The 13,353-nt window shown below is 73.7% G+C and carries 8 protein-coding genes; 2 read left to right on the plus strand and 6 right to left on the minus strand.

Translation table 11 applies throughout. From position 1 onward, the window contains the following. Nucleotides 1-304: 304 nt before the first annotated feature. The 3 genes from AC4BDD_RS11175 to AC4BDD_RS11185 all read right to left on the minus strand — a co-directional run bounded on the left by AC4BDD_RS11175 (nucleotide 305) and on the right by AC4BDD_RS11185 (nucleotide 3,790). Entirely contained in the window at nucleotides 305-937 is a 633-nt protein-coding gene (locus tag AC4BDD_RS11175) for an ATP-binding protein (protein WP_490690849.1), read from the minus strand. 463 nt (nucleotides 938-1,400) lie between these two features. Beyond that, nucleotides 1,401-2,507, minus strand: a complete 1,107-nt coding sequence (locus AC4BDD_RS11180; protein ID WP_490690850.1) for an acyl-CoA dehydrogenase family protein — start codon at nucleotides 2,505-2,507, stop codon at nucleotides 1,401-1,403. An 8-nt stretch (nucleotides 2,508-2,515) separates the two neighbouring features. Continuing rightward, nucleotides 2,516-3,790, minus strand: a complete 1,275-nt coding sequence (locus AC4BDD_RS11185) for an acyl-CoA dehydrogenase family protein (RefSeq protein ID WP_490690851.1) — start codon at nucleotides 3,788-3,790, stop codon at nucleotides 2,516-2,518. Nucleotides 3,791-4,054: 264 nt separating this feature from the next. Here AC4BDD_RS11185 and AC4BDD_RS11190 point away from each other — a divergent pair, with 264 nt between their 5' ends. Further along, on the plus strand, nucleotides 4,055-5,671 hold the full coding sequence (locus tag AC4BDD_RS11190) for a class I adenylate-forming enzyme family protein (RefSeq protein WP_490690852.1): 1,617 nt from the start codon (nucleotides 4,055-4,057) through the stop codon (nucleotides 5,669-5,671). A 23-nt stretch (nucleotides 5,672-5,694) separates the two neighbouring features. On the opposite strand, the gene AC4BDD_RS11195 is transcribed toward AC4BDD_RS11190, so the two are convergent. Continuing rightward, nucleotides 5,695-7,833, minus strand: a complete 2,139-nt coding sequence (locus AC4BDD_RS11195) for a serine/threonine-protein kinase (protein WP_490690853.1) — start codon at nucleotides 7,831-7,833, stop codon at nucleotides 5,695-5,697. A 256-nt stretch (nucleotides 7,834-8,089) separates the two neighbouring features. After that, nucleotides 8,090-9,958: a serine/threonine-protein kinase gene (locus tag AC4BDD_RS11200; RefSeq protein WP_490690854.1), complete on the minus strand. Its 1,869-nt coding sequence runs from the start codon at nucleotides 9,956-9,958 to the stop codon at nucleotides 8,090-8,092. Between the two features lie 262 nt (nucleotides 9,959-10,220). Here AC4BDD_RS11200 and AC4BDD_RS11205 point away from each other — a divergent pair, with 262 nt between their 5' ends. Beyond that, nucleotides 10,221-11,435, plus strand: coding sequence for a serine hydrolase domain-containing protein (locus AC4BDD_RS11205; protein WP_490690855.1), 1,215 nt, complete (start codon nucleotides 10,221-10,223; stop codon nucleotides 11,433-11,435). 84 nt (nucleotides 11,436-11,519) lie between these two features. Here AC4BDD_RS11205 and AC4BDD_RS11210 read toward each other — a convergent pair whose 3' ends face one another. Then, on the minus strand, nucleotides 11,520-13,226 hold the full coding sequence (locus AC4BDD_RS11210) for a glycerol-3-phosphate dehydrogenase/oxidase (RefSeq protein ID WP_490690856.1): 1,707 nt from the start codon (nucleotides 13,224-13,226) through the stop codon (nucleotides 11,520-11,522). Between the last annotated feature and the right edge of the window lie 127 nt (nucleotides 13,227-13,353).

A 13,353-nucleotide genomic window follows, 5' to 3' on the forward strand; every position in this document is an offset into this window, starting at 1 on the left:
GATGCGCCGCGCACTTCCCGTTGCGCCGCGCCGGGTTTCGCCGGGTCCGCCGCCCGCGAGGGGACGGCGGGCCGGCCGGGCGATGGCGCGCCCATGCGCGCCCCGAGCACGGCATCGCGCACCACCACCCGACTCCGACGCCGATGCCCCGCACTCGCGCCGGACGCGACCCGCACTCGCCAAGGAGCAACCCTGCCGCGCGCAACGAACACAGAGCCCTCGGCGTCCCCTCACAACGAATCGCTGCGTCCTAGGGTGATCAAGCGAACACGCTACGTCAATACCTGGTCTGGACTTTACCGGTCTAAAACTGATTTATAGCGGCACGCGGGGACTCGCACGCGGGCGCGAGCACGGGCTCGCAGCGGTCCACCTCGCACCAGATCCGCTTTCCCGTGCCTTCCCGCTGCCAACCCCACCGGTCGGCCAGGCCGTCGACCAGCTCCAGGCCCCGGCCACTGGTGGCGGCCTCGTCGGCATGCCGCTGACGGGGGGCACGGGCACTGACATCGGCGACCTCGACCCGGACCGTGCAGACCGCGACACCCGCGGCGGCACCCGGCCCCAATCCGGCGCCCGGTCCGGCAGTCGATTCCGCGCCCGATGTCGCGCCGGGGATCAACCCTGGAACGGCTCCCGGGTTCACTCCCGGGCCCGTTCCGCCGCCGGAGAGCCCGACGGCCTCAGCCTCCATGACGGCGCCGGGTGCGGCATCGGCGCCGGGCTGCCTCGGCAGGAGCATGCGCAGCACCGCTGGGCAACCGGTGTGAACGACCGCGTTGGTCACCAGCTCGGAGATCAGCAGGATCAGCGTCTCGGCCAGCGGCTCGTCCACGCCTATCCCGGACCCGGCGAGCCGCGAGCGGGCCCACTTGCGGGCACGGCCCACTTCCGCGGGGTCGGGCCGGACCTCCATCTGCACCTGAAGCACCTGCACCGTTCACACCATCCGAACCGGCGGACACATCGCCTTGCGCCTCGAAGGGGTCGTCACGGAATGTGATTCCCCATCGACACAGCATGGTTGACGTACAGTCACCCCAACAAGCGCTTCGGGCATATACCAACACCAAGGAGTACGTGCGCCACCTACTGTGCGACGCGCACGGCGGGGAGTCGAACAATGCGGCGCCGAGCGCTCCCACCCCTCACGAGCGGCGCGCATTCGATCCACCGGGGCCGCCACATGGGCCGCTCCGGGATCGCTGCGCATCGGAACCACTCGCATCCCACGGAGGGTACCCGAGCAAGGCCCTGACTCCCCCCTGTGACGAGTCACACCTAGGACACAAGGCGATATCAACGCTGGGTGACCTAGCGCGTCGATGGGCGCCGCGCGCCAAGTAGCCGGAGAGACAAGGCGGGCACCCGGTGCACCAAACGCCACTATTTGCGACATCTCAGGCATTTCGGTCGACCAGCAGCCCTGCGGCCAGGGCCTCTTCGGCTTCGGCCCCGGTCAGCCACTGCTCGGAGCGCACCCAGGCGCGCTTGAGATGCAGATGCACCTCCGCTTCCCAGGTGAACCCCATGCCGCCATGGACCTGCAGACAGTCGCGGGCGTTGCGGACGGCGGCCTCGTCGGCGAGCAGTTTGGCGGCCGCGATCTCCTCGTCGGCCTCGGTGAGGGCGGCGGCGTAGACCGCGCATCGGGCCACCTCAGCCCGTACCAGCATCCCTGCGCAGCGATGCTGGACGGCCTGGAACGCACCGATCGGGCGGCCGAACTGGGTACGCCGCCGCGCATGGTCGACCGCCGCCTCGACGGTGCGGAACGCGCTGCCCAGCTGCAGGGCGGCGGTCAGCAGCGCGGCCTCCCGCCGGATCGCGGCCGCGCCCCTGCCACCCGGGTGGGCCTCCACCGCCGGGCGGTGGCCGCGCGGGTCCGGAAGGGGCGGTGGGGGGATCGTGTCGCGCGACAGGGAGTGCAGCGGGGTAGTCGGGTCGACGGAGCGGATCGGCCGCGCGGACGGCGCGACGGCGCGCGCGGGGTGGAGGCGGGCGGACTCGCCGTCGAGCACGAGGACGGCATCGGCGGCGGGCAGATGTTCCACCAGGGTGGGGACGGGGGCGGGGAGGCGAGCAGGGACGGGGGCGGGGAGCGGAGAAGCCGGGACGCCTGCGTCGGACGGGCCGAGGTCGGCCGCGGTGATCACCGCCTCGCCGGTCGCTGCCGTGCGGATCAGCCCGGCGGCGAGCTCCGTCGCGACCAGCGGCCCGGGCAGCAGTGCCCGGCCGGCCTCCTCGAAGACCAGCACCGCCTCGGCCAGGCCGAGCCCGAGTCCGCCGTCCGCCTCGGGCAGCCGCAGCGCGAAGAACCCGGCATCGCCCAGTTCACGCCAGCGGACAGGGTCCACCCCGCCCGGCGCTTGCCCGGTCACCGCTTCCGCGTCCGGTAGGCCGGTGGCCGCGGCCTGGTGCAGGCGCTCGATGGGGAAGCGGCGGGTGATCAGTTCGCGCATCCCGTTCCGCAGGGCCTGCTGGTCGTCGGTGAGTCGGAAGTCCATGGCGCGGTTCACCGCCCCTTCGGCAGGCCGAGGATCCGCTCGGCCACGATGTTCCGCTGGATCTCCGAGGTGCCGGCGGCGATGGTGTACGAGAGGGAGGAGAGCCGGTCCGCGATCCAGGGATGGTCCGCGTCCAGCGCGAGCGGGCCCAGCACCTCGGCCGCCACGTCGTACAGCTCCTGCCGCGCCTGGGCGTAGCGGAGCTTGAAGACCGAGCCGCCCAGGCCCGGCACCCCACCGCCGACACTCCCCCGCGACGGCCCGGGCGGTCCCGACCGACCCAGCCCGACCGACGACCCCGCCCCGCCCGAGGCCCCCGGCCGGCCCGGGCCGCCCGTGCGTCCCGGGCCGGACCGCCGCGCCTCGCTCACCGTCCACTGGGTGAGCCGCCACAGCGCGGTGAAGTCGGCGGACAGCCGCCCGAGGCGGCGCCGGAGCACCGGGTCGTCCCAGCGGCCGGCGGCGCGCGCCGCCCGCGCGACCTCGCCCAGCACCCGGCGGCAGGCCACGACTTCGCCGACGAAGGCGGTGCCGCGCTCGAAGGAGAGGGTGATCATGGTGACGCGCCAGCCGTCGTTCTCCGCGCCGACCCGGTTGGCGACCGGCACCCGCACCTCGTCCAGGAACACCTCGGCGAACTCCGCCGTGCCGGCGAGCGTGCGCAGCGGCCGCACGGTCACCCCCGGCGCGTCCATCGGCATGGCCAGCCAGCTGATGCCCTGGTGCCGGGGTACCCCCTCGCGGACCGGGTCGGTCCGGACGAGGAGTTCGCACCAGTCGGCGATCTCGGCGTGTGAGGTCCAGATCTTGCTGCCGCTGACGACATAGCTGTCGCCGTCCCGGACGGCCCGGGTCCGCAGGGCTGCCAGATCCGATCCGGCCTCCGGTTCGGAGAAGCCCTGGCACCACACCTCGTCGCCGCGCAGGATCGGCGGCAGCCAGCGGGCCCGCTGCGCCTTGGTGCCCTCGGCCGCGATGGTGGGCCCGGCGTGCAGCAGTCCGACGAAACCCGCGCCGACGTAGGGCGCGCCGGCCCGTTCGGTCTCCTCCAGGAAGATCAGGTGCTGGGTGGGGGTGGCGCCCTGCCCGCCCGCCTCCACCGGCCAGTGCAGCCCGGCATACCCGGCGTCGTGCAGCATGCGCTGCCAGCCGCAGTCGTACGCCCGCCGGCCGGGCCAGTCACGCGGATCGGGCCGGTCCGGCAGCTTCGGCAGCACCTCGGCGAGCCAGCGGCGCAGCCGGGCCCGGAACTCCTCTTCTTCCTCGGTGTACGTCAGGTCCATCCCGAGCCCCGCTTGCCTGGATGGAGGCCGAGCAGGAAGTCCGTCATCGACGCCGTCACATTGTCTTCGTCGACGCTCGGGATGCGCGGCGGTGGCTGCTCCATGGGCATCTCCTTCGCTCCTCCCCGAGGCGACCGAGATGGCAGATCTGACGGTGCATCAGATCTGGCTCCCCTTGAGGCTAGCCCCGCACCCCTGGACCGACAAGGCGCGGCGCCCTACGCTTCCCGCGGGATCTGACGCTACGTCAGCCAGGAGGCCGGCATGTCCGACACCGCACGGGCCCGACAAGTCCCCCCGGCCTTGAGCGCCTCGGTGACCCTGTGGCAGCTCCTCACCCGCCGCGCCGCTCTCACCCCGCACGCGCCGGCGCTCCTCCAGGAGGAGCGGAGGATCACCTTCGAGGGACTGCGTGGTGGTGCCGAGCGGGTCGCCGCCGGGCTGTACGAGCTGGGAGTACGGCCCGGCAGCCGGTTCGCCTGGCAGCTCCCCACCCGCATCGAGACCGTGGTGCTCTGTCTGGCGCTGGCCCGCCTCGGCGCCGTGCAGAGCCCGCTCATCCCGTACTACCGGGAGCGCGAGGCCGGGTTCGCGCTGCGCGCCGCGGAAGCGGAGTTCTTCGCCCACCCCGGCACCTGGCGCGGCTTCGACCACGCCGCGATGGCGCACCGGCTCGCCGCCGGGCTGCCCGCGCCGCCGCGGATCATCGAGGCGTACCGCGCGCTGCCCGAGGCGGATCCCGCGACGCTGCCCCCGCCGCCCGCCGACGGCGCCGCGGTGCGCTGGATCTACTGGACCTCCGGCACCACCTCCGACCCCAAGGGCGTGCTGCACACCGACCGCAGCCTGATCGCGGCCGGCGCCTGCCTGGCCGACGCGCTGCGGCCGGGCCCTGAGGACGTCGGTTCGATGGCCTTCCCGTACGCCCATGTCGCCGGGCCGGACTACACCGTGATGCTGCTGCTCCGCGGCTTCCCCGCACTGCTGCTGGAGCACTTCGCGCTGCCCGCCTCGCTCGACGCCTACCGCCGGCACGGCGTCACCCTCGCGGGCGGCAGCACCGCCTTCTACTCGATGTTCCTGGCCGAGCAGCGCAAGGACCCGGGCCGCCCGCTCATCCCCTCGCTGCGGCTGCTGGCCGGCGGCGGCGCGCCCAAACCGCCCGAGCTCTACCACGAGGTGGTGCGCGAGCTGGGCTGCGCGCTCACCCACGGTTACGGAATGACCGAGGTGCCCATGATCACCATGGGGTCACCGGAGGACACCGCCGAGAACCTCGCCACCACCGAGGGCCGCCCGCCGGCCGAGATGGAGATACGGATCACCACCGAGGACGGGGCCCCGCTGCCCGCCGGGACACCGGGCGAGGTGCGGTTGCGCGGCGAGGCGGTGTGCGCGGGCTATCTCGACCCTGCCCAGACCGCCGAGGCGTTCGACGCCGACGGCTTTCTGCGCACCGGGGATCTCGGCCATCTCACCGAGGACGGCCATCTGGTGCTCACCGGCCGGGCCAAGGACATCATCATCCGCAAGGGCGAGAACATCTCCGCCAAGGAGATCGAGCAACTCCTCTACGGGCATCCCGCCATCGAGGACGCCGCGGTGATCGGGCTGCCGGACGCGGCGAGCGGCGAGATCGTGTGTGCCGTGGTGGAGCAGCCGGCGGGCGCCCCGGCGCTGACCCTCACGGCGGTGACGGACTATCTGCGCGACGCGGGGCTGGCCGTGCACAAGCTCCCCGAGCGGCTGGAGGTCATCGACGCGCTCCCGCGGAATGACACCCTCCGCAAGGTGCTCAAGTACCGGCTGCGGGAGCGGTTCGCGGGCCACGGAGCCCCAGCGGCCCCGGACCAGCAGACGACCGTGAGCGGGTGCGAGTGAGCGGCGACGGGCCGGGCGGCTGATCAGCTGTCGGCGGCGTAGGTGGCCGTGGCCTGCTCGAAGTACCGGCCCACGGCGTCGCACTCATCAGCCGGGCCGATCACCTGCACGATGTGGTAGCGGCCGTCCAGCAGCATCGCGAGATTGCGTGTGCACACCTCGCGGCCGCTGCTGTCCCGCCAGCGGAACTCGCCCTCCGCCGTCGCCGTCCCCCCGACGTCGGTCCGCCGCAGACCGGAGTTCGAGCTCCAGGCGGAGGACCGGAAGGCCGCCAGCTCGGGCTCCTTGGACTGCTGGTACGCCATCGGGTCGGTGCCCACGTCCGACGCCTTGTCCCGGCCCGCCACCACCACCAGCTCGAAGTCGCCGCCGAGGTACCGGACCTGACCCCGGGCGTTCTCGCCCCGGCGCGACCAGCCCTCGTCCACCGCGACCCGGAAGCCCGCCGGATCCTCGCGCACCACGAATCCCTCGGCGAGGTCGCCGGGCGTGGTGGACTGCGGTGACCGACCGCCCACCTCACCGGTGCGGCTCGCCTCGCCGCTGCCTCCCTGGGGGGCGGCCGGTGTCCGCTGCCCGGCCGGGCCCCGGCCCTCGCCGCCGGTGTCCTTCTCCGCCTTGGGCAGGAACACCGCCGCGAACAGCACCGCCGCCACCATCAGCAGCAGGATGACCAGCAGCAGGATCCGGCCCAGATGACGCGGCCCTGGGCCCTCCCGCCGCCCCGGCTCCGGCTCGCGATCCCCGCGGGCCCGTCGGGGTTCACGGGACAGACGCGGTTCACGGGACAGACGGGGTTCACGGCGCGGGTGGGCTTCACGGGGCAGGCGGGGTTCACGGCGCAGGCGCGGCGCGCGGGTCAGCCGTGGTTCGCGGGACTCCCGGGCCTCGTGCCGCTCCCGAGGCGGTGCCCCGGCCCGGCCACCCCGCTTGTGCCGTCCGTGCGGGACGGCCGCACCGGCCCGGCCCCGGCCGCGGCGCACCAGCCAGCCGCGCCGCCGCACCACCGGCAGCCGCCGGGGGTCGGCCGGGCCACCCGGCCCGAGTGAGGGAACCACGACCGTCCGGCTGCCGACATCGGGCTCCGGCGCGGACCGTATGAGCGAGCGCAGCCAGCCGCGCAGCTCCTCGAAGTCCGGCCGCTCGGACGGGTCCTGGCGCAGCAGCGACTCGACGACCGGACGGAGCGGACCGCACTCCTCCGCGTACGCCGGGCTCTCGGCGCACACCAGTCGCACCAGCTCGGTGGCGTCCTCCTCCGGGTAGGGGGCGTGGCCCTGGACCGCGCGGAAGAGCAGGGCGCCGAGCGCCCACAGATCGGTGGCGGGGGTGATGGGCGGCGCCAGCCGCCAGTTGGCGTGCACCGGCCCGGCCAGCTCCGGCGCCCACCGCTCGGTGACCCCGCCGACCAGCAGGATCCGCGCCTGGCGTGCGCGCTCGGCGGCGAGCACGGTGGCCGGTGCTCCGTCAGCGGTCCGGCCGCCCGCCGGGCCGGCCGGCGGGGCCTCGGACGATGCCGTGGAGCCCGGTCGCGGGGGCGACAGCGGGGAGGGCGGCTCGGTGGGCAGCGGATCGTAGCCGCACAGCGCCTCCTGGGCGGCGCCGGCCGCCAGCCCGGTGAGCATCGCCCGCCCGTCCTCGCAGATCAGGACCGTACGGGCGGTGACGTTCCGGTGCACCCAGCCATGCGCGTGCAGGGCGCGGAGCGCGGTGAGGACGTCGGCGGCGATCTCGGCAGCCCGGTGGGCGGACAGCGGCCGCTCGGCGAGCAGTGCGGACAGCGGCCGCCCGGCCACGAACTCACTGATGATCCAGAGGCTTCCGGCCTCCGCGAAGACATGGAAGACCTGGTCGAGCCGGGGGTGGTCGGGCAGGGCAGCCGCGGCGGTCGCGGCGTCGATGGCCCTCCGCACGGCCGGATCGTCGCTGCCGCGCTGGGCCGCCCGGCCGGAGCCCGCGGACCGCCCGCCGGTGCCGGGGGCGTCGCCGAGCAGCTCCGCCTCGACGACCTCGGGCAGCGGTATCTGACGGACCCGCACCTCCTGCCCGCTGTAGGTGTCGAAAGCGCGGGTCTCGACCGGTTCGTACTCATCGGAAGGCGGCAGCGGCAGGCGGTAGCGGCCGGCGAGCACCTGCCCCGCGTATCCCGCGTAGTCGTCCACGACGCCTCCTCAGCGCGCGTCGTTTCCGCGCAATTCCGGTCGTTTTTCCCCGCATTACGGCCGTCTGCGGTCCATGGGCCTCACCATACGGGCCGAAGGCGCGCGGCGCCGAGCGGTCCGCGCACCTCGTTTTCACCCTCCCGGCGGCCCGTCCGGACAACTCGACCCGGCCACTCAACCCGGCGGCTCAGTCCGGCACCTCAGCCCGACGGCCTCAGCCTGACGACGTCAGCCCGGCGACCTCAGCCTGACGGCCTCAGTCCGTCGGCTTGAAGGTCGCGAAGGCGGTCTGCCGGATGGTCCGGCACTCCTTCTCGTCCCACTTGTCCTTCTCGCAGGTGATCATGATCGCGTAGCCGTGGCTGTCGTCGACCTTGAAGCCGCGGTTGAGCACCCGCACGGTCGTGCCGCCCTGGCGCCGCTCGAAGCTCCAGTCGGCGACGGTGGGGTACCCGCGCCAGTCGATCGCCTTGATGCCCAGCCCCCGGTAGCCGGGCATGCTGCTCCGCGCGCCGCCCTCGGCGGCCCGCCAGTCGGCGGCCGCGTCCGACCTGGGGCTGTCGTTGAAGTCGACCTGGACGCGCGGGAAGTCGGAGCTGCGGTAGATCCGGCCGCCGCTGTAGCTGGGGATGGGGTGTCCGGTCCAGCCTTCGGGCAGCGCGATGGAGAAGTGGTGCGGGCCGTACTTCAGGCGCTGGAAGCCGTCCGGAACCGCGTCCTTGGCCGGTTCCTTCTTCTTCTCCTCCGGCGGGGTGCCGGAGCCGGCGCCGGTCTGCTCACCGGACTCGCCGGATCCGGTCGTGCCGTCCGTCCCGGCCGGCTCTTCCTCGCCCCGGCCCTTGTCCTTGCCGTCGCCCTTGTTCTCGTGCCCGTCCTTGCCCTGACCGGCGGTGGCCGTGGTGCCCTTGGCGTCCGAGCCCTTGCCTCCGTCGTCCTTGCCCTTGGTCAGGGCGAAGGCGAGGACCGTGCCGAGGATGGCGAGCGCGACCACCACCGCGACGATGACCAGGGTGCGGCGCGGCACCACATCGGTGATCGAGGCGCGCGGCGGCGCCGGCGGGGCGGCGTCCGGCCCGGCAGAACGGCCGGCCGCCGACGCCTGCGGCCGCTTGGCGCCGGTCGCGGCCTTCCGCACCGACTGCAGCGCGCCGCGCATCCGGTCCGCGGCCTCCGGAGCCACCGGCTTGCGGGGCGGGGCGGAGGGCGCCGGCGGGGTCGCCGGCACGCTGGGCGGCAGGCTCATGGTGCGGGTGGGTTCGACCACCGCCGGGCCGGCCGTCTTCTGCGGGGTGCTGAGCGCGACCTCCAGCAGCGCGCGGGCGCCCGCGTCGTCCAGCCGCCGCTCGGGGTCCTTGGTGAGCAGCCCGTAGATGAGCTCCTCCAGCGGGCCCGCGTTCTTCGGCGGGTCGACCGGCTCGGTCATCACCGCGGTCAGCGTGGCGATGGCCGTGCTCTTGTCGTACGGAGGGGTGCCCTCCACGGCCGCGTACAGCAGTCCGCCCAGCGACCACAGGTCGGCCGGCGGGCCCGGCTTCTGGCCGCGCGCCCGCTCCGGCGAGATGTAGGAGGGCGCGCCGACGAGCATGCCGGTGGAGGTGACGGACGGGTCGCCCTCGACCTGCGCGATACCGAAGTCGGTGAGCACCACCCGGCCGTCGTCGGCGATCAGCACGTTGGACGGCTTCACGTCGCGGTGCAGGATGCCCTGCCGGTGCGCGGCGCGCAGCACGTCGAGGACGGCGAGCCCCACCTCGGCGGCCCGGTGCCAGGTGAGCGGGCCGTCGTCGCGGACGACGTCGGCGAGCGAACGGCCCTCGATCAGCTCCATCACGATCCACGGCCGGTCGTCCTCGTCGACCACGTCGTAGACGGTGACGGCACCGTTGCTGCGGATCCGGGCGATGGCCTTGGCCTCGCGCAGCGTCCGGGTGACGAGCCGTCTCTTCTCGTCCTCGTCGACGCTGGAGGGGAAGCGCAGCTCCTTGACCGCGACCGTGCGGCCCAGCGTCTCGTCATTCGCGCGCCAGACCGTGCCCATGCCGCCTCGGCCGAGGACCTCCCCGAGCCGGTACCGCCCTGCGAGGAGGCGCCCGGTCGTGTCCTGCGTCTGCTCCGCCTCCGACATGCGACCCCTCTGCAAATCAACTCTGCAAATCAACCCACCCTGGCAGAGCGACCATTGTCTCTCATCCGCGGACCGGCGGAAGTCCCGGGTCCGGCCCCGGTCACGCCGGTGATGAAGGGACTGACACCATCAGGGAGTTCAACGTCCCAACCGGCGGTAACGCCCGTCACGGACGGGTTTCGGGCAGGCTACGGACCGGCTTCGGACCGGGCTCGGGCGCAGCCTGGGACCCACGCCGGAGCAGGACGGGACGGAGGAGGACATGGTGGCGAAAAGCACCCATGGCCGCCGGCAGGCGGCGCGTGTGGCCTGTGCGGCCGCCCTGGCGACGGCGCTCCTCGCGGTGCTGCCCGGCTGCGGCTCGAGGCCGGGCGGGGCGCCGCTGCCCCACCGGGGGCGCGCCGCGGCGGACCGTCCCCCCGGCCTCCGCGCCGAGCTGCGGCGCATGGTGTCCGAGGGCACGGCGCCGGGCGGTGCGGTGCTGGTCCGGACGGAGGGGCACATCCGGTTCGGCACGGCCGGCGTCTCGGACGTCCGCACCGGACGAGCCGTCCGACGGGCGGACAGATTCCGCGCGGGCAGCCTGACCAAGACCTTCATCGCCACCGTCGTGCTCCAGCTGGCCTCCGAGCGGCGGCTGGGGCTGGACGACCCGGTCGAGCGGTATCTGCCCGGGCTGCTGCGCGGGCCGGGCTACGAGCACGGCCGGCGGGTCACGATCCGTCAGCTGCTCGCCCACACCAGCGGGCTTTTCGACTATCCGCAGGACCGGGAGCTGGCGCGGCAGCTGTTCGGCGCCGGTTTCACCGAGCACCGGTACGACACCCGCACGCCGGGGGAGCTGGTGCGCACCGCGCTCGCCCACCGCCCGGCCTTCACCCCGCCCGGCTCCCACTGGCACTACTCCAACACCGGATACGTCGTGCTCGGCATGGTGATCGAGCGGGTCACCGGCCGGAGTTACGCGGCCGAGGTGCGGCGCCGCATCCTCGGGCCGCTCGCCCTGACCGGCACCTCCTTCCCCGGCACGCACGCCTCGCTGCCCGATCCGCACGGGCGCGGCTACTCCGCGGTACGGGCCTCGGACGGTGCCCGGCGCGATGTCACCGAGCTGGATCCGTCCACGGCCGGCGCGGCGGGCGAACTGGTCTCCACCCTGGACGACCTGACCCGCTTCCAGGCCGCGCTGCTCGGCGGTGAGCTGCTGAGCCCGGCCGGGCTGGCGCAGATGCGGGACACCCGGGGCACCGACGACCAGTACGGCCTGGGCATCTTCCCGGTGCGGCTGCCGTGCGGGCGGGTGTGGGGGCACAACGGCATCATCGCCGGTTCCTCCGCACTGGTGGTCGGCGACAGCTCCGGGCGGCGGGTGCTCGCCTACCACCTCAACGACGACTCAGGCGCCCCCCGGGAGGCGGAATCCGCGTTGCTGCGGGCGGTGTTCTGCGCGCCGAAACGGTCGGTACGGCGACCCTGACGGTGGACCGACAGCCACCTGACAGCCACCCTGACGGCCACCCTCGCGACCGTGGCGGCGACCGCCGTGACCAGCCGGCCGTCGTCAGACCGGCTGGATGTCCGGGGCGCCGAGGCGGGCCGCGTCGGCGGTGAGGTCGTCCGGCTGCCGCTGGGACTCGCGTTCGGCCTCCACCCGCTTCTCGTAGTGCTGGATCTCCTTCTCGATCTGGTCGGTGCTCCAGCCCAGCACCGGCGCCATGAGGCCGGCCGCCTCGCGGGCGCAGAGGGTGCCCCGGTCGAAGGTCTCGATGGAGATGCGGGTGCGCCGGGTGAGGACGTCGTCGAGGTGGCGGGCGCCCTCGTGGGAGGCGGCGTAGACGACCTCGGCGCGCAGATAGTCCTCGGCGCCGGTGAGCGGCTCGCCGAGCCCGGGGTCGGCGGCGATCAGCTCCAGGATCTCCTCGGTCAGCGAGCCGTACCGGCCCAGCAGGTGCTCGATGCGCGCGACGTGCAGGCCGGAGCGGTGGGCGAGGCGGGCGCGGGTGTTCCACAGCGCCTTGTAGCCCTCGGCGCCGGCCAGCGGGACGTCCTCGGTGCAGCAGTCGGCGACCCGGCGGTCCAGGCCGTGCACGGCCTCGTCGACCGCGTCCTTGGCCATCACCCGGTACGTGGTGTACTTGCCGCCCGCGATCACCACCAGGCCGGGCGCCGGGTGGGCGACGGTGTGTTCCCGGGAGAGTTTGCTGGTGGCGTCCGACTCGCCGGCCAGCAGCGGGCGCAGCCCGGCGTAGACGCCCTCCACGTCCTCCCGGCTCAGCGGCACCGCGAGCACCGAGTTGACGTGTTCCAGCAGGTAGTCGATGTCGGCGCTGGAGGCGGCCGGGTGCGCCTTGTCCAGGTCCCAGTCGGTGTCGGTGGTGCCGATGATCCAGTGCCGGCCCCAGGGGATGACGAACAGGACGCTCTTCTCGGTGCGCAGGATCAGCCCCGTGGTGGAGTGGATGCGGTCCTTGGGCACGACCAGGTGGATGCCCTTGGAGGCGCGGACGTGGAACTGGCCGCGCTCGCCGATCATCGCCTGGGTGTCGTCCGTCCACACTCCGGTGGCGTTGACGACCTGCCGGGCCCGTACGTCGAACTCGCCGCCCTGTTCGAGGTCGCGGACCCGGGCGCCGACCACCCGCTCGCCCTCGCGCAGGAAGCCCACGACCCGCGCCCGGTTGGCGACGTGGGCGCCGTAGGAGGCGGCGGTGCGGACCAGGGTGGTGACGAAACGGGCGTCGTCCATCTGGGCGTCGTAGTACTGAAGCGCGCCGACCAGGGCTTCCCTGCGCAGGCAGGGAGCGACGCGGAGGGCGCGCTTGCGGCTGAGGTGGCGGTGCACGGGCAGTCCGCGACCGTGCCCGGAGGAGACCGACATGGCGTCGTAGAGCGCGACGCCGGATCCCGCGTAGAGCCGCTCCCAGCCCCGGTGCTGGAGCGGATAGAGGAAGGGCACCGGCCTGACCAGGTGCGGGGCGAGCCGCTCCAGCAGCAGTCCGCGCTCCTTCAACGCCTCCCGGACGAGGGCGAAGTCCAGCATCTCCAGGTAGCGCAGGCCGCCGTGGATGAGCTTGCTGGACCGGCTGGAGGTGCCGGCCGCCCAGTCCCGCGCCTCGACCAGCGCGGTGAGAAGCCCGCGGGTCGCCGCGTCGAGAGCGGTGCCCGCGCCGACCACTCCGCCGCCGACGACCAGCACGTCCAGTTCCTGGTCCGCCATCCGGGTCAATGCCGTCTCGCGTGCCGTCGGCCCCAGGGTCGGTGTCCTCACCACTACCTCCCGATGTGATCGCGGTCACGTAGCCCGTGAAGTCGATTCTGGCGGCGCTCCGCGCGGTCAGCCAGCCGACGGGTCGAGACGAACTCCCCGCCAAACACCGACCGCCAATACTGAATAC

It is taken from the genome of Streptomyces sp. JLBT605, from assembly GCF_058215555.1.

Coding starts and splice junctions, on each gene's coding strand:
- AC4BDD_RS11205 (WP_490690855.1), top strand. CDS start 10,221: ATGGTGGCGAAAAGCACCCATGGCCGCCGGCAGGCGGCGCGTGTGGCC.
- AC4BDD_RS11200 (WP_490690854.1), bottom strand. CDS start 9,958: ATGTCGGAGGCGGAGCAGACGCAGGACACGACCGGGCGCCTCCTCGCA.
- AC4BDD_RS11185 (WP_490690851.1), bottom strand. CDS start 3,790: ATGGACCTGACGTACACCGAGGAAGAAGAGGAGTTCCGGGCCCGGCTG.
- AC4BDD_RS11180 (WP_490690850.1), bottom strand. CDS start 2,507: ATGGACTTCCGACTCACCGACGACCAGCAGGCCCTGCGGAACGGGATG.
- AC4BDD_RS11190 (WP_490690852.1), top strand. CDS start 4,055: ATGTCCGACACCGCACGGGCCCGACAAGTCCCCCCGGCCTTGAGCGCC.